The 16,955-nt window shown below is 69.4% G+C and carries 14 protein-coding genes; 5 read left to right on the forward strand and 9 right to left on the reverse strand.

The genetic code is table 11. From position 1 onward, the window contains the following. Position 1: 1 nt before the first annotated feature. The 4 genes from hemC to QZT59_RS06935 all read right to left on the reverse strand — a co-directional run bounded on the left by hemC (position 2) and on the right by QZT59_RS06935 (position 4,638). A complete protein-coding gene (gene hemC, locus QZT59_RS06920) occupies positions 2–1,159 on the reverse strand; it encodes a hydroxymethylbilane synthase (RefSeq protein WP_290813313.1) in 1,158 nt (385 codons plus the stop codon). A 73-nt stretch (positions 1,160–1,232) separates the two neighbouring features. Continuing rightward, positions 1,233–2,438, reverse strand: coding sequence for a CaiB/BaiF CoA-transferase family protein (locus QZT59_RS06925; protein WP_290813316.1), 1,206 nt, complete (start codon positions 2,436–2,438; stop codon positions 1,233–1,235). 92 nt (positions 2,439–2,530) lie between these two features. Then, complete coding sequence (locus tag QZT59_RS06930) at positions 2,531–2,968, reverse strand: hypothetical protein (protein WP_290813319.1); 438 nt, start codon at positions 2,966–2,968, stop codon at positions 2,531–2,533. Between the two features lie 83 nt (positions 2,969–3,051). Next, positions 3,052–4,638, reverse strand: a complete 1,587-nt coding sequence (locus tag QZT59_RS06935; RefSeq protein ID WP_290813321.1) for a solute carrier family 23 protein — start codon at positions 4,636–4,638, stop codon at positions 3,052–3,054. Positions 4,639–4,922: 284 nt separating this feature from the next. Here QZT59_RS06935 and QZT59_RS06940 point away from each other — a divergent pair, with 284 nt between their 5' ends. Continuing rightward, a complete protein-coding gene (locus QZT59_RS06940) occupies positions 4,923–6,848 on the forward strand; it encodes a CocE/NonD family hydrolase (RefSeq protein WP_290813323.1) in 1,926 nt (641 codons plus the stop codon). Between the two features lie 92 nt (positions 6,849–6,940). Beyond that, the gene (locus QZT59_RS06945; protein ID WP_290813325.1) at positions 6,941–7,366 is read left to right on the forward strand and encodes a universal stress protein; all 426 of its coding nucleotides are present in this window, start codon (positions 6,941–6,943) and stop codon (positions 7,364–7,366) included. Between the two features lie 91 nt (positions 7,367–7,457). Here the strand turns inward: QZT59_RS06945 and QZT59_RS06950 are convergent, their stop codons facing one another. Further along, a complete protein-coding gene (locus QZT59_RS06950; protein ID WP_290813328.1) occupies positions 7,458–8,234 on the reverse strand; it encodes a DNA-directed RNA polymerase subunit epsilon in 777 nt (258 codons plus the stop codon). A 613-nt stretch (positions 8,235–8,847) separates the two neighbouring features. Then, positions 8,848–9,612: a cyclase family protein gene (locus QZT59_RS06955; RefSeq protein WP_290813330.1), complete on the reverse strand. Its 765-nt coding sequence runs from the start codon at positions 9,610–9,612 to the stop codon at positions 8,848–8,850. Positions 9,613–9,870: 258 nt separating this feature from the next. Between QZT59_RS06955 and QZT59_RS06960 the strand changes: the two genes are divergently transcribed. Continuing rightward, positions 9,871–10,770 (forward strand): xanthine dehydrogenase family protein subunit M, encoded by a 900-nt coding sequence (locus QZT59_RS06960; RefSeq protein ID WP_290813333.1) that lies wholly within the window; start codon positions 9,871–9,873, stop codon positions 10,768–10,770. 28 nt (positions 10,771–10,798) lie between these two features. Further along, a complete protein-coding gene (locus tag QZT59_RS06965) occupies positions 10,799–11,413 on the forward strand; it encodes a CoxG family protein (protein WP_290813336.1) in 615 nt (204 codons plus the stop codon). 109 nt (positions 11,414–11,522) lie between these two features. Here QZT59_RS06965 and QZT59_RS06970 read toward each other — a convergent pair whose 3' ends face one another. Further along, a complete protein-coding gene (locus QZT59_RS06970) occupies positions 11,523–11,816 on the reverse strand; it encodes a hypothetical protein (protein ID WP_290813339.1) in 294 nt (97 codons plus the stop codon). A 160-nt stretch (positions 11,817–11,976) separates the two neighbouring features. Here QZT59_RS06970 and QZT59_RS06975 point away from each other — a divergent pair, with 160 nt between their 5' ends. Further along, the gene (locus QZT59_RS06975; protein WP_290813342.1) at positions 11,977–13,572 is read left to right on the forward strand and encodes a bacterio-opsin activator domain-containing protein; all 1,596 of its coding nucleotides are present in this window, start codon (positions 11,977–11,979) and stop codon (positions 13,570–13,572) included. Between the two features lie 134 nt (positions 13,573–13,706). On the opposite strand, the gene QZT59_RS06980 is transcribed toward QZT59_RS06975, so the two are convergent. Further along, the gene (locus QZT59_RS06980; RefSeq protein ID WP_290813345.1) at positions 13,707–16,220 is read right to left on the reverse strand and encodes a xanthine dehydrogenase family protein molybdopterin-binding subunit; all 2,514 of its coding nucleotides are present in this window, start codon (positions 16,218–16,220) and stop codon (positions 13,707–13,709) included. Positions 16,221–16,223: 3 nt separating this feature from the next. Beyond that, a complete protein-coding gene (locus QZT59_RS06985; protein WP_290813348.1) occupies positions 16,224–16,748 on the reverse strand; it encodes a (2Fe-2S)-binding protein in 525 nt (174 codons plus the stop codon). Between the last annotated feature and the right edge of the window lie 207 nt (positions 16,749–16,955).

Here is a 16,955-nt window from a genome sequence, read left to right on the forward strand (position 1 = left end):
CTCAGGACGCCTCCTCGTCGTCGCCGGCTGACCGGTCCGCACCGCCGCCGTCCTCGCTCCGGGCGACGTCGCTGCCGTCGGTCTCGGCGTCGCGGCGGGCCGCCTCGATCAGCTCGGCGGCGCCGCGGTCGGCGAGTTCGGCGGCGAACTCCCGGGCCGCCGCCGGGTAGTCCTCGATCGGCAGGTCCCGATTGGCGATCACGGACTCCTCGCCGTCGCGGTCGAACACCTGCACCGCGGCGTTGACGTACTCGCCCTGGACGATCGCGTGGACGCCGATGGGGGCGATGCAACCGCCGCCGAGTTCGGCGAGGATCGTCCGCTCGACGGTCGCTTCGACCCGGCTGCGCGGGTGGTCGATCGCCTCCTTGATCGCGCGGGCGTCGTCTCCGTCGACGGCCGTCACGGCGAGCGCGCCCTGGCCGGGCGCCGGGACGAACCGCCGGCGGGACAGTCGGCGACACTCGATCTGGCGGGCGAGCCCGCTGCGCACGAGGCCGGCCTCGGCGAGGACGATCGCGTCGTAGCGCGTCTCCACCTCGCGGCCGAGCGCCCGCCGCTCTACCTCCGCGAGCCCGTCGAACCACTCCTCGACCGTGCGGTCGTAGGCGGTGTCCGCGGTCGACTCGTGTTCCGCTTCGGCCGCCAGTCGCCGCTCGTGTTCCGCCTGGAGCGAGGGAGCGAGCAGCTTCTCGACTCGGGTGTCGACGTTGCCGCGTAGCGCTCGGACCTCGAGGTCGGGGCGCTCGGCCAGCAGCTGGGCGCGCCGCCGCAGGCTCGACGTGCCGACGACCGCTCCATCCGGGAGCTCCTCGAGCGTCGCCCCGTCGGGGGTCACCAGGACGTCGCCGGCGGGCCCGCGCTCGGGCACCGCGGCGGTCACCAGCTCGTCGGGCTGGTCGGTCGGCATATCCTTCATCGAGTGGACGGCGCCGTCGCACTCGCCGGCGAGGACGCGCTCGTCGAGCTCGCGGACGAACGCGCCCGTCTTGCCCAGCCGGTGGATCAGCTCGTCGCGGAGCTGATCGCCCGTCGTCTCGACGCGGACGAGCTCGACCTCGTACCGACGCGTTTCGAGTCCCTCCGCCACCAGTGCGGCCTGTCGCCGGGCCAGCGTCGAGCCCCGCGTCGCCAGTCGCAGCGTCCCCCGCGTTTGCATGTCCGTCCGTCCGGGCCGGGGGTACGAAAAGCGCACGCTCTGGCGCCGACGGACGTGACGGCGAGGCGAACCGTCACCGCCCGCCGAACGCTCCGCGCTCGGCCAGCGCGTCGATCTCGTCCGCGTCGTAGCCGAGCGCCCGGAAGACGTCCCGGGTGTGTTCGCCGAGTTCGGGGGGCGGCGCCTCGAACCCGCTGTCGGCGCGTCCGTAGTTGAGCGGGTGTTCGATCACCGGGATCTCGCCGCGGTCCGGGTCCTCGATCGTCGTCACGGTCCCGCGGGCCTCGGTCTGGGCGTTGTGGAGGGCGTCCTCGACCTCGAACACCGGTCCCGCGGGGACGCCCGCCTCGTCGACGAGGACGGTCATCCACTCCTCGGTGGTCCGCTCCCGGAAGGTGGCCTCGAGTTCGGCCTCGAGTGCCGCCATGTGCTCGACGCGGTCGGCGTTGCTCGCGAAGCGCTCGTCCGCGGCGAGGTCCGCGCGCTCGAGCGCGGCGCAGAGGCGCTCGAAGAGCCGGTCGTTGAGGCAGGCGACGTTCAGGTGGCCGTCGGCCGTCTCGAACGTCTGGTACGGCGCCAGCACGGGATCTCTCGTCCCCATCCTGGCGGGCGACTCGCCGGCGAAGACCTTCCCGGCCTGCTTCGTGAGCCACGGCAGCACGGAATCGAGCATCCCGAGCTCGAGGTACTCGCCCTCGCCGCTCCGCTCGCGGCGGTAGAGGGCGTTCACCACGCCGAACGCGGCCCACATGCCGGTGATCAGGTCCGTCATCGGGAGTCCGACCTTGACCGGCTGCCCGTCGGGCTCGCCGGTGACGCTCATGATCCCGCCCATCCCCTGGACCAGCAGGTCGTAGCCCGGCCGCTCGCGCCAGGGCCCGGTCTGGCCGAACGCGGAGATGGCGCAGTAGACGACGTCGGCGTTGTGCGACCGGATCGTCTCCTCGTCGACCGCGAGGCGCTCGGCGGTCCCCGGCCGGAAGTTCTGGAGGAAGACGTCCGCCTCGCTCGCGAGGTCGTACAGCGCTTCGCGGCCGGCCGCCGTCTTCAGGTCGAGCTCGACGCTCCGCTTGCCGTAGTTGACCGTCCAGTAGTACGGCGACTCGCCGTCGACGAACGGCGGCCCGGAGTGGCGGATGTCGTCGCCGACGCCGGGGCGCTCGACCTTGATGACCTCGGCGCCCTGGTTCGCCAACATCAGCGAGCAGAAGCCGCCGGTGACGAACGTCGACAGGTCGACCACCGTTACGTCCTCGAGGATTCGATCGGAGGGGGTCATGCGATACCGTACCATCCGAACGGTGTCGGAAAAGCGTTCCCCCGTTTTGACCCCGTGAGGCGCGCGCCGACGATCGCTCGCGTTCGCGGCGATCACTCCTCGGCTCGCTCCGCTCGGACGGCCTCGATGGCGGGCTCGAGCGCGGCGTACAATCGGTCGACGCTCTCGGGGTAGATCTCGAGGGGCTTGGGCTGGTTGTGCGCGTGGACGCGGACGAGATCGCGGTGGCGGTAGGACCGGTGCAGGCTCCAGAGCCCGGCGAGCGCGAAGAAGGCGCCGACGAGCGGGTTCTGCGTCATCCCGTAGACGCCGAAGGCGACCAGCGAAGCGCTCAAGATTCCGAGAAACCAGTCGAACTGCTCGTGGTTGACCTCGCTGACGTTCTCGTAGGGGACGCTGACCAGCTCGTCCTCCCGGCGGACGAGGAGGCGATCCGCCGTGACGGCGACCTCCTCGCCGTCTCGGCGGAGGTCGCCGCGGTAGTGAAGTCGCTCGCCGCGCTCGAGTTCGAGTCCCGACCTGTCGGGCATTCGTCTCCCTCTGGGGGCGGGGCGCTAATCAATCTACGTCTCGCGAACGGAAACTGGAGGGCGCAGAACGCGGGGCGACGGGGTTAGTCGGCCTTCTCGGCGACGCTCGGCTCGCCGCCCGAACGCATCCGCTCGAAGAAGGTCTGGAACTCCGATTCGTCCTCGGAGAGCTCCGCCCACTGCGTGAGGCCGCGCTCCTCGCGGGTGCCCTCGACCGTGTTGTCGAGGACGAACGCGATGATGCCGCCGACGGCCATCGTCGTCGAGCCGACGACGAAGATCGTGTCGGAGACGACCTGCTGGCCGAGCACCGGCCCGATGACCGCGGCCCCCTCGGCGACCGCCTGGAACTCCTCCGGACTGGCGAAGTTGCCGAAGTAGTTCGGCAGCGCCAGCCCGAGGAAGAGCGCGATACCGACGATGAAGACGTTTCGCGAGGCGTCGAGGTCCACGAACTTGAGGTTCGAGAGGCCGACCGCGGCGATCTGGCCGAACATGGCGATGTACAGCGCGCCCACGATCGGACCGGGGATCGTGGTGATGAACGCGCCGAACGGCCCGAAGAAGCCGACGACGATCATCATCACCGCGCCGACCTGGACGACGTATCGGGAGGCGACGCCCGTGATACCGATCGCGCCGATGTTCTCGCCGTAGGAGGTCGAGCCGTTACCCGTCCCCATGATCCCGGCGAAGATGTTGCCGAGGCCCTCCATGCCGATCCCGTGGTTGATCCGCTTCTCGCTCGGCGCGCCGACGCCGGCGATCCGGGCCACGGCGTAGTAGTCGCCGATGCTCTCGAGGATCGACGCGAAGATTCCGGCGAGGATGCCGATCGCGAACGCGAGGGTGAACTCCGGGATGCCCCACTGGAACGGCACGATCGGCATGAGGAGTTCCGCGTCCGCGACCTGCGCGAAGTCGACGTACCCGAGGCTGCCGTCCTCGGTCATGTGTGACTCTTCGGTGTAGAAGCCGGTGGCGGTCATGACGGCGGCGACGGCCCACGCGACGACGATCCCGAGCAGGACCGGGAACAGCTTCGCGTACCGGCTGTACTTATCGAGGTACTGTGAGAAGACGATGATCAGCAACAGCGCGAGTCCGAGGAGCCACCAGTTCTGATCCGGTCTGGTCACGTCGCCGACGTCGATCAGCGACAGGCCGATCAGGACGATCACCGGCGCGATGACCACCGGCGAGAGGTAGTACTTGAGCTTCCCGAGGAGGCCCGAGTATCCCAGCGCGACCTGGACGATCGCGGCCGCGATGATCGCGCCCTGCAGTTCGAGGATCGTCGCTTCCCACGGACCGCCGTGGGCGAGGATGATCGCGATCGCCGGCGCCAGCAGCGCGAACGTCCCGCCCTGGACGATCGGGTAGCGGTTCCCGATCGTCGTCTGGGCGAGCGTCGCGACGCCGGAGACCACGAAGAACGTCCCCACGAGCCGCGCGGTCTCGGCCGGCGGCATCTCCATCAGCCCGGCCAGGATGAGCGGGATCGCGACCGTGGCCCCGATCATCGTCAGGTAGTGTTGCAAGCCGAGGAAGATCGACTCGCCCAGCGGCGGCTTCTCGTCGATGCCGTACTCGACGAACGACGCCTCCTCGCGGGTTACGTTTCCGCCGTCGGTTCGCGCTCCGTCTCCGGTGTCGTGTTCCCCTGTCATGTGGAATCGCTCCGTCGGTCGGTTGCACACCGAACTATGCTGCACGAGGGTTTACCACACACTCGCACAGGTATGCGGAGTACGTCCCAGGGAGGTCCAATAAAACTACCGCAAATCCGTACTGTCACGCTCGCTGACTTACGATCGAACGGTCGAGCTCGGCTCTCTCTTCGCTTTTCGATCGCGGTTTCCGCCGCCGACGGCCGCCGCGCCGTCGAACCGGTCGGCCGTGGGAAACCCCTGTACAGGGATAGACTAACGTACCGGGGCCGTGAGTGTGTTCCATGGCGACGGATCCCGAGTACGCCGTCCATGCCGAGCTGAACGTGCCGGTCGAGACGCGCGACGGCGTTCGACTCGCGACCGACATCTACCGTCCCGCCGACCCGAACACCGGCGAGCCGATCGACGAGCCGAAGCCGGCGCTGCTCGACCGGACGCCGTACGGCAAGCGCGGCCGGATGGAACGCCACGGCGAGTGGTACGCCGAGCGCGGCTACGTCGTCGCGATACAGGACTGCCGCGGCCGGTTCGACAGCGAGGGCGAGTACTACATCTTCGTGAACGAACCCGAGGACGGCTACGACACCGTCGAGTGGCTCGCCGACCGCGAGTACTGCGACGGCCAGGTCGGCACCTTCGGCACCTCCTACGGCGCGTGGGTCCAGAGCGCCCTGGCCACGCAGGACCCGCCCTCCCTCGCGGCCATGTTCGTCAACCAGGGTGCGGCGAACGGGCGCGAGGCCACCTTCCGGCACAACGGCGCGTTCGAGCTCCGGTGGCTCTGCTGGGCGCTGACCCTCGGCGGCGGCTTCGCGAAGCGGGCGCTCGACGATTCGGAACTCCAGCAGCGGCTGGCGAACGTCGACGTCAGGGACGTGCTCGCCAACGGTCCCGTTCAGCGCGGCCAGTCGCCGCTTCGCCACGTCCCCGACTACGAGGAGTGGGCGTTCGACATCATGACGCGGGGCGCCGCGAGCGACGAACTCTGGCAGGAACCCGGGATCAACTTCGAGGCGTACTACGACGAGAGCGCGGACGTCCCCACCGTCTACGCGGGCGCGTGGTACGACTCCTACACCAAGGCCACCTGCGACAACTTCGAGGCGCTCGCCGACCGCACGGAGAGCGACCACTACCTGCTGATGGGGCCGTGGACTCACGGCTGGAACGGCTATCCGTTGCCGTCCTGGAACAAGCCCTACTCCGGCGAGCTGGAGTTCGGTGAGGCGGCGCTGCGGGACTACCAGCAGGTTCGCCTGGACTTCTTCGATCACTACCTCAAGGGGACGGACACCTGGGCGGACCAGCCGACGGTTCAGTACTTCCAGATGGGGGGTGGTGGGGACTCGCGGACCGGAGCCGACTCCGGAAGGGGGGCCGGCTCGCGGACCACGGACGGCCGGCTCTTCCACGGCGGCGAGTGGCGGTCGGCCGACGAGTGGCCGCTACCCGACACCGAGTTCACCCGGTACTACGCGCACGAAGGCGGGACCCTCTCGATCGAGGAGCCACCCGACGAGGAGTCGAGCACGAGCTACGCGTTCGACCCGCGGGATCCCGTCCCGACGATCGGCGGCAACTGCTCGTCGTACATCACCTACGAACCCCGGGCGGAGTCGATCCTGGAGTATCCCCTGAGCGAGCGCAAGCTGCAGGACATCACCGGCCGGGGCGGGTTCGACCAGCGCACCCGTCCCGACACGTTCGGCGCCGAACCGCCGTACGGCCCGCTGGAGGAGCGAGACGACGTGGTGGTCTTCCGAACGCCGCCCCTGGAGGAGCCCGCGGAGATCGCGGGACCGATCCGCGTCGCCGTCTACGGATCCACGGACGGCCCGGACACGGACTTCACCGCCAAGCTGATCGACGAGTACCCGCCGAGCGAGGCGTTCCCGAACGGCTTCGCCGTCAACCTCTGTGACTCGATCTGTCGCGGCCGATTCCGCGGCTACCGGGACGAGCCCGACCTCCTCGAACCCGGCGAGGTCTACGAGTTTTCCATGGAGCCGTACCCGACGGCGAACGTCTTCGCCGGGGGCCACCGGATCAGACTCGATATCTCCTCGTCGAACTATCCGCGCTACGACGTCAACCCGAACACCGGCGGGCCGCTCTACGGCGACCGCGAGTTCCGGGTGGCGACGAACACGGTCCACCACGACGCGGACCACCCGACCCACGTCGAGTTACCCCTCCGTCCGGGTTGAGGGCCGCGCTCGCCGAGTAGCGACCCGACACCGTTCTCACCGGATTGGAACGGTCGACGAACCTTACTTTGCTCCGCGACGTACTCACTCGCATGACCGACCGAATACTCGTGCCCGTCGACGAGTCGGAGCACTCTCGCGAGGCCCTCGCCTACGCGATGGACCGGTTCCCGAACGCCGAGTTCGTGGCCTTGCACGTCCTCGAGGGCGGCCGCGGCGACCTCGGAACGTTCTCCGGAATGACCGGCGAGGTCCCGGACGAGGAGCGCCGACGCGAGGCGGCGACGGCGGTTCTCGAATCCGCCGAGACGCTGGCCGCCGAGCACGGCGTCGCCCTCGAGACGGATCGCGGGCGGGGCCGGCCCGACCGCCTGATCGTCCGCTACGCCGAGGACGAGGACGTGGACCTGGTCGTGATGGGGAGCCACGGCCGCGACGGCGTGGCCCGCGTGCTCCTCGGGAGCGTCGCGGAGAAGGTCGTCAGGCGGTCGCCGACGCCGGTCCTGGTGTACCGGTAGTCCCGCCGTGCTCGCGGCGTCGAGTTCTCAGGCCTCGCCGTGCTCGCGGCGTCGAGTTCTCAGGCCTCGCCGTGCTCGCGGCGTCGAGTTCTCAGGCCTCGCCGTGCTCGCGGCCGCCGATCGCCGGTAAGTTCGGATCCCGGTGGGGCGCTCGTCCCAGCGCCGCGCCGTGGAGGTCGAACTCCTCGAGTTGCTCCTGGAGGACCCGGTCTAGGCGGTTGACGGCGGTCTTGTCGAGCCCGTGGGCCGCCATCAGCTCCCGGTACCGCGGATCGTCGGTGATCGACTCGAAGCGATCGTACAGGTCCTCGAGCTCCCCGGGCGAGCGCTCGCGCACCCACTCGCGGTCGTGGAGGCCGAGCCGGCGGCGGCGCTCGTCGTCGACGACGTACTGGATGACGACCAGCGAGACGGTCGGGATCGCCCGCCGGCTCCCGAACGCCGTGAAGTCGAGCTCCGCGACGATCCCGAGGACGCGGTCGCGCTCCCAGCGGGTGAGCGCCAGCGCGTTGCACAGCGCGTGGGCGATCCGCGCCTTCTCCAGCCGGTGCATCCGCGCGCTGTGGCCCGCCATCGCGGGGTGGCGCTCCTCGTGCAGCCGCCTGACGGTCTCGCCGACGTCCTCGCCGGGCCGGTCGGGGCGACCGATGAGCGTCGCGCTCGGGGTCGTCACGTCCCACCGCCGGATCCGCTCGTCCTTGACCGCGTCGAGTCGCGAGAGCGAGCCGTCGCCGGGGCGGGCGCTCACGGGCCGATCGCGGTGATCGCTCCGCTCCGGTCGCGCTCCGCCGCCGACCTCGCGTCGTCTCGACTCGCCCGGCTCGTCGTCCGGGGGATCCGTCGGTTCCGGTGGAGGGCCGTCGGTCATCCCTCCGGAGTACGGAGTCGCGACTCAAGAAGGTCCGGGTTCACGTATCGGATCGGTGTCGTGTGTCGGGTCGAACCGCCGGACCGGGACGGCGCGGTAGGCGATCGGACAGGAACGGCGCGGTAAGCGGTCCGCGCTGACGCCGCGCTCGCGGATTCGGCGTCGGAAGAGAGCCTCTATTACGAACCGTTATCGCGAGAAGTACTTAAAATACCGCCACCTCGTTCCCGCGACGGATCGCGCGTCGACCGATCCCGAGCGGACGCGCCACGTCCGCCGCGGCCGGGACGGGCCGCTTCTCGCTCGTAACGGTCGGGACGGGCCGATCGAGGAGCCCGCTTCTCGCTCGTAACGGTCGGGACGGGCCGATCGAGGGACCCGCCTCTCGGAACGGAATCCTCCGGAGAACCTCTACTACGAACCCTTATCGCGAGAAGTTCTTAAAGGGGACGCGCCGCGGCCGACGGACCCGGCTCCGTTCGAGAAGCGCGGCTCACGAACTCGATCTCCCGGAGAACCTCTACTAGGAACCGTTATCACGAGAAGCACTTAAAGGATCTCCGTCGGGCGGGGTCATCGCGGTCCGACGACCGATCCGACGCCGCCGCGGCCCTCACACCTCTTCGAACGCCACGCACCGGCAGACGCTCGACTCGCCGCCCCGGAAGCGCCAGGGGAAGGTCCCGATCTGAACCCGCTCGTTCAGCAGCGTCTCGGGCACGCGCGCGTTCTCGACGTGGACGATCCCTTCCGGGAACAGCTCGGTGTGCATCAGCTGGTAGCCTTCGGGCGGGAAGATCTCGTCCAGGTCGTCGACGCCGAGGTGGTCGGCGGCCTCTTCGGCCAGCTCCGGGCGCACGTCGCGGACGACCGTGTTCATCGGGTGGTCCGCGCTCCCGCAGTCCAGGAGGAGGTACTCGAGCTCCATCTCCTTGCACCAGTCCGCGAACTCCTGGTTGGGGCCGGGGTGGGCACAGAAGTACCGGTGCGGGTCCGCCTCGTCCTGGTACCAGGCGTAGTCCTGGTAGCCCGTGTGGACGAACAGGATGTCGCCCTCGCGGACGTCGCAGACGTCCTCGATCATCTCGCTGGTGTAGACGTCGTAGTCGCCGACGCGATCGGAGATGTCCGCGACGACGCCGTCGCCGACGAGCTCGTCGAGCCCCATCGCCTCGATGTCGCGGCCGTGGGCGATGAAGTGCTTCTCGCCGTCGAGGTGGGTGCCAGTGTGGTTCATGAACTCGATCTTCTGGCCGTTGACTTTCTCGGTGTCGAGGCTCTTCTCGTACCACACCTTCGGATTGTCGTAGGTGGGCCACGCCGGCGTGTCTGCGGACCAGGGCTGGGTCAGGTCGTGCATCTCGTAGCCGTCGAGCATGCCCCGTACGTCCGTTCCCGCGAACTTATATGTTCGTCACCGTGTAGCCGGTCGAGGCCGGACGACGGGTCGTTCGTCGGCTCTCGAATCCCGTTTCTCAACAACACTTATTAGTTCGGTTGAATTCGTGATACAGTATCCGGGTGACTGATCAATGGTATCGAGCCACAATCTTCGTACCGTCGCGTCGACGCGACGCGGGCCGACCGCGGCGCGGCCGCGGCCGGCCGGCCGGTCGAGAACCGTTCGCGAGGGGCCATGAAACCCGCGCCGTTCGCCTACCACCGGCCGGAGACGGTCGCCGAGGCCGTCGAGCTTCTCGCCGACCTCGAGGACGCGGAGCTGCTCGCGGGCAACCAGTCGCTCGGCATCGTGATGGCGAACCGGCTCGCGACGCCCGACCACCTCGTGGACCTCGGGGCCGTCGCGGACCTCGAGGGGATCGCGGTGACCGACGACGCGGTCCGCGTCGGCGCGACGACCACTCACCGCGCGATCGAGCGCTCAGACCGGTTGGCCGACACCCTCCCCATGCTCCCCGAGGCCGCCGCGCAGATCGCCGGCCCCGCGGTCCGCAATCGCGGAACGATGGGCGGCAGCGTCGGCGAGGCGGATCCGGCGGGCAACTATCCGACGGTGCTGGTCGCGCTCGACGGGACGATCCACCTCCGCTCGGTCGACGGCGAGCGGGCGGTCCCCGCGAGCGACTACTTCCTGGCCTACATGTTCACCGACATCCGCGAGGACGAGCTGATCGAAGCGGTCTCGATCCCGCGGGAGCCGTTCCCGCCCGCCCGAACGGGGATGAGCTTCCTCGAGCTGAAGCGGGCGGCCCAGACCTGGCCGACGGTCAGCGCCGCCGCGTCGATACGGGTGGACGATCCCTCGGGCGACGAACCGGTCGTCGAGGACGCCCGGATCGCGCTCGCGAACGCGGCCGACGTCCCGCTGCGCGTCGAGGAGGCCGGGTCGATCCTCGAGGGGGAACCGCTCTCGGAGGCGGGCCTCGCGGCGGTCGAGGAGACCGTCGCCGACGCGGTGACGCCCGAGGGGGAGATGCACGCCGACCGCGAGTACAAGGAGGAGGTCGCGGGCGTCTACGCGCGGCGCTCGCTCGAACGGGCGTACGATCGCGCGGCGGAGGGGCGCGCCGACTAGTCGACGACACCGACGAGGAGATTCACACATGCTCGAATTCACCGGTACGACGGAGATGGAACAGTCCCGGGAGGAACTCTGGCCGTACTTCACCGACACGGACGTGCTCGCCGACTGCGCGCCCGGCTGCAAGGAGATGCGCCTCGAGGAGCCCCACGAGATCACGGCGGTCCTGGCGGTCGGCGTCGGCAGCGTCAAGCCCGAGTTCGAGGTCGAGGCCGTCGTCACCCAGCTCGAGTACCCGAACCGGCTGGAGCTCGCGGCCGTGGGTCACGCCCCCAGAAACGAGTTCGAGATGACCGCCACCATGGAGCTGCTCGAGCGCGAGGACGGCGCCACGACCGTCGAGTGGGCCGCGACGGCCGACGTCTCGGGCACCCTCGTCAGCCTCGGGAGTCGGGCGCTGAAGAGCGTCACGAACCGCCTCGTGAACCAGTACTTCGAGGACATGCGGGAGGCCGTCGAGGCGGGCGAGGGCGCTGAGTCCGAGCTCGAAGCGGCGCCGGACGAGGAGGCTCCGGACGTCGAGGTCGAGGAGGCGTCGGTCGAGGGCGAGACCGCGGCGGACGACGGCGAGGCGAACGGCGCGGAGGCGGACGAGGCCGACGCGGACGAGGCGGAAGCGACGGAAGGGGCGGATTGAATGGCCGTTCCGTCGCCATCGTCCCTCTCCGACGGATCGGATCGAACGGCGACCGTTCGCCACTCGGCATCGACGCCGAACCTTGGGACCGTCGCCGAAGGGCGGCCCGCTATCCCTGCTCCATCTCGGGTGTGGCGCACCGCACGGTCGAACTCCGCGGGTCGTAGTCTAGAGCGCCAACCGCATCCAGCTTCGGGAGGTCGACGTGGTGGAGCGATATCCGGACCGCCTCTCGGCGCCTCGGGTCGCCGTCGCGGTGACGGCCGAGCACGTACTCGGCGAGGTCCTCGACCGATGCGATTTCCGCGGGCGATTCACGGAAGTAGCGTAGCACGCACTGACGACGTTCGTTCGCAACGATCAGGGGGTCCGCTTCCAGGAGCGATTGGTCGATGTGATCCATCGTCGGGTCGTTCGAGACGAGGGGTGCGCCGCATCTAAACTGCGAACCTCGCTAGTCAGCCACTCCGCGCCGTCGCCCGATTCGGCCGTCGTGCGAACGCGACGGCGGCGGACGACGGTGTCGGCCGAACCCTCATAACCGCTGTTCCGTAAGCGGTGCTATGGCCGAGACCGAGGCCGAGGATCCCGGGGTCGAGCTCGATCTCAAGGAGCGCGCGATGGACGAGGCGCCCGTCGGAATCACGATCTCCGACCCCGACCGCGAGGACAATCCGCTGATATACGCCAACGAGGCCTTCGAGCGCCTGACCGGCTACCCGCGAGATGCGGCCATCGGCGACAACTGTCGGTTCCTCCAGGGCGAGGATTCCGACCCCGAGGCGATCGCCGCGATGCGAGCGGCCGTCGAGGAGGGGAAACCGGTGTCGGTCGAGCTCGTGAATTACCGGCGGGACGGCGAGCCCTTCTGGAACGAGGTGACGATCGCCCCGTTGACCGACGCGGACGGTCGAATCACGCACTTCGTCGGCTTCCAGGACGACGTGACCGCCCGCAAGGAGGCGGAGCTGGCGGTCGAACGCGAGCGGCGGAACCTGGACCACCTGCTCGCCCGGATTCAGGGGCTGGTGAGCGACGTGACGCGCGCGCTGGTCGAGGCCGAGAGCCGCGACGGCGTCGAGCAGGGCGTGGTCGAGCGCGTCGTCGAGACCGAGAGCTACGCCCTCGCGTGGGTCGGCGAACCGGACGGCGCGTCTGTGGTTCCGCGGGCGTGGGCGGGCGACCCCGGCGTCGAGGTCGACCAGCTCACGGTCGAACGCGAAGATCGCACCCACCCGACCGCGCGCGCCGTCGAGTCACACGAGGTCGAGGTCGACGAGCGCGGGGAGGACGGGAGCGACCGATTCCCGGAGCTCGACGCCGAGTTCGACGGCGTCGCGGCCGTTCCGCTGACTTACGGGGAAACGTTATACGGCGTGCTGACGGTCTGCGCGGTCCGGCCCGACGCGCTCGACGAGCGCGAGGTGACCGTCCTCGAGGCGCTGGGGCGGGCGATCGGTACCGCTCTCAACGCCCTCGAGAGCAGACGGATCCTCTCGACCGACAGCCTCGTCGAGCTCGAGTTCGAGGTCCGCGACCGGGGCCTCTTCGTCGTCGACCTGTCCGCGCGCTGCGAGTGTCGACTCGATTACGAGGGGGCGGTTCACGGGGCGGACGGCGGGTTCTCGATGTTCTTCACCACCGACGCCGATCCGGGAACCCTCATCGAGCGCGCCGCCGAAGTGCCGGGAATCGCACGCGCGGCGCGCGTGGGCGGCGGCGGCGAGGAACACCTCGTCGAGTTCGACGTCGAGGCGGGCTCGTTCGTCGTCGACCTGGCCGAACGCGGCGTGCGGACGCGGTCGATCGCGGCCGAGGACGGCTCGGCCCGGATCCGGATCGAGTTCCCGACCGAGGCGGACTCCCGGGCGATCGCCGATCGGTTCCGGGAGCGCTACGCCGAGACGGAACTCGTCGCCTACCGCGAGCGCGAGCGGCCGCCGACCACGAGGCGGGAGTTCATCGAAGCGCTCGAGGGGCGACTGACCGAGCGCCAGCAGACGGCGCTCCGGAAGGCCTACCTCGGCGGCTACTACGACGCGACCCGGACCACCTCGGGCGACGAACTGGCCGACTCGATGGACATCTCCCGCTCGACCTTCCACCAGCACCTTCGGGCCGCCGAACGGAAACTCGTCGGCGAATTCCTCGATCGGTAACTCCCGGACTGGTCGGGCCGCCCAGTGGGCGTTCGCGCTCGGTGCCGGGAAGCGCGGACCAACTGACTCGTCGCGGCGTCGCTCCCCCCGTGGGAACGCTTCGGGACGAAACGGATGAGCGGAGTGGTGCGCCGTCACTCCGCCTCTCGCAGCTTCCCCAGCAGGTGGTCCGGCGCGACCGGAATTCGATCCGCCGGTTCGTCCACGTCGAGGGGCTCCAGCGCCGCGTTGATCGAGGCGGCGACGGCCGCCGGCGCGTCGATCATCCCGCCCTCGCCCACTCCTTTGGCGCCGGTCTCCGTGTACGGCGAGGGCGTCACCGTGTGTTCCATCTCGATCTCGGGAATCGTGTCGATAGAGGGCAGCAGATAGTCGAAAAGGGTGATCGCCTGGGGCTGGCCGTCCGCGTCGTAGCCGAACTCCTCCAGGAGCGCGGCACCGATCCCCTGAGCGATGCCGCCGTGGGCCTGTCCGTCGACGATCTGGGGGTTGAGCATCGTCCCGCAGTCCCGGACCGTCAGGAACCGGAGGATCTCGACCTCGCCGGTCTCGACGTCGACCTCGACGATCGGCGCGTTCGCGCCGAAGGCGGCGGTCGGGTAGACGGGGAGCTTCTTCGCGAACGCGTCGTCGAACTCCGCGTGGGCCGTCGCGGGGTGGTCGTAGTCGTAGCTCGCCTGCGCGAGGCGGTCCTCGGGATCGCGCTCGGCGTCGATCGCCGCCAGCTCGTCGAGGTCGAGCGACTCGGCGCCGTCGATCAGCTCGATTCCTCCGTCCCGGTAAGCGACGTCGTCCGTCGAGACGTCCCAGCGGTCGGCCGCGAGCCGTTCGAGGTTCTCGATCAGCGTCTCGGCGACGCCGACGGTCGCTCCGGATAGCATCACCGCCATCCGGGAGGCGGCGCTGCCGTACTCGGTCGGGGCGTCCACGCTGTCGAGGTAGTCGACCTCGATATCGCTCGGAAGCACCTCGAGCTCGTCGGCGAGCAGCTGGGAGACCAGCGTCTGGTGGCCCTGCCCGGAGGAGTCGGTCGCGAGGAACGCGGTGAGGCTCCCGTCCTCCTCGACGCGCACCCGGAGGTGCTCGGGGAGCTCCTCGACCTCCCCGCGGTCGCGCTCCGCGAGCGCGTCGCGATCGGAGCGCTGGCGGTCGGTCCAGTCGGAGCCGCTGACGCCGGGCTCGATGACGAGGGTCGGCCGGACGCCGCGGTACGTGCCGGCCTCGCGTCGTTCCTCGACGACCTCGGGGTCGAGCAGACCGCCGTCGCGCTCCGCTTCGATCATCTCCTCGAGGCGATCGAAGGTGGCGGGGTAGTCGCCGGAGTCGTAGACGTTCCCCGACGGGAGGGCGTACGGCATCTGCTCCGGGCCGATCAGGTTCCGCCGCCTAAACTCGGTGGGCTCGATCCCCAGTTCGCGGGCCGCCTTCTCGACGATCATCTCGAGCGCGTAGATGTGCGGGTCGACGCCGAACCCGCGGTAGGCGGTCTGGGCGGTCTTGTTCGTCAGGACGAGGTCGTACTCGTAGCTCGCGTGCTCGATCTCGTAGGCGTTCGAGAGCACGGACAGCGGCTTCAGCACCTGGTTGACGGGGTACCGTGGGAACGCGCCGAAGTCGTCGACGAACCAGACGTCCAGCCCGCGGATCGTGCCGTCCTCGTCCACGGCGAGGCCGATCTCGTACTCCCGATCGGAGGAGTGTACGTCCCCGCCCTGGAGGTTCTCGATCCGGTCTTCCTCGAACTTGACCGGCGTCCCGTCGAGCTCCCGGCTCGCCATCGCCGCCAGACAGCAGTAGCGGTGGATGGCGATCTTCGTCCCGTAGCTGCCGCCGACGTCGGCGGGGACGTTCACGCGGACGTCGTCGGGGTCGTAGCCGAGGGTGTCGTATATCGTGTCGTCGACGAGCGTGTGCAGCTGGATGTTGCAATCGATGTCGAAACTGTCGGTGTCGGGGTCGTACGTCGCGACGACGCCGGCCGTCTCCAGGGGCACCCCCGAGATCCGTCCCCAGGAGTACTCGCCGGTGACGACCCGGTCGGCCTCCTCGAACGCCAGCTCGGGATCCCCGAACTCGATGCGCTCGTGGTCGACGACGTTCGTGCCGACGGACTCGTGGACGACCACCTCGTCCTCGCGGGCGGTCATCCCGTCGACGACCGCGTCCGTCGGGTCGTAGGTGACGTCGACGAGGTCGGCGACGTCCTCGGCGGCGTACCGATCCGAGGCGACCACGGCCGCGACGGGCTCGCCGACGAATCTCGCGACCCCGTCGGCCAGCGACCACTCGACGATCTCCCCGACGCCGTCGTCGGTCTCGACGCGCTCGATCCCGGTCGGCATCGGCTCGTAGCGCTCTTTGAGGTCCGCGGCCGTCAGCACCAGCTCGCAGTCGGGGTGGTCCTCGGCCGCGCTCGCGTCGATCTCGACGATATCGGCGTGAGCGTGCATGCTGCGGACGAGCGCCATGTGCAGGCACTCGGGCGGCGTGATGTCGTGTACGTACTCGGCCTCGCCCGTCAGGATGCGGTGGTCCTCGACCCGGGGGTGGCGCTTGCCGGTGAAGGACTCCCGTTCGTCCGTCGCGGAGCCCTCGGCGCCCGTCGTCCCGGAACTCGACTCGGCCTCCGTCGGCTGTGAGCGCGACATCGATTACTCCTCCGCCAGTTCGGCCTCGTCGAGCTTCTCGGCGGCCCGCTCGACCGCGTCGTAGATGTTCTGGTAGCCGGTACACCGACAGATGTTGTCGGCCAGTCCCGTCTCGATCTCCTCGCGGGAGGGGTCGGGACTGTCCTCGAGCAGCTCTTTGGTCGCCATCACGAAGCCGCTCGTACAGAAGCCACACTGCAGCGCGTGGGTCTCGTGGTAGGCCTCCTGGATCGGGTGGAGCGAACCGTCGTCGGCGAGCCCCTCGACCGTCTCGATCTCGCGGCCGTCGGCCTGGACGGCGTAGGAGAGACAGCTCTTGACGGCCGCGCCGTCTTCCAGAACGGTGCACGCCCCGCAGACGCCGTGCTCGCAGCCGACGCGCACGCCGTTCATGTCGCACTGCTCCCTGAGAAAGTCCGAGAGCTTCAGCCGCGGGGGAACCGCGGCGGTCACCGACTCGCCGTTGACGGTGACGGTGATCTCCCGGGGATCCGGTCGCTCGACGTCGTCCGCGCTGTCGACGCTCATAGGATAGTGACCTAAACCGGAGAGCGAGGCTTAAAAGTTGTGCCACGTGCCACCCATGGGCGTGCGGGGTACACTCAAGGGGGACGGCGACACTGGTGGCATATGGCCGATTCGACAGCGGACGGCGGAGAGACGACGGCGGACCATCGAGAGGCGAGGGCGGACGGCGGAGAGTCGGCGGCGGACCATCGAGAGGCGAGGGCGGAC

The sequence above is a fragment of the Halovivax sp. genome (genome assembly GCA_007119345.1).
In the GTDB taxonomy this organism is placed as follows: Archaea; Halobacteriota; Halobacteria; order Halobacteriales; family Natrialbaceae; genus Halovivax.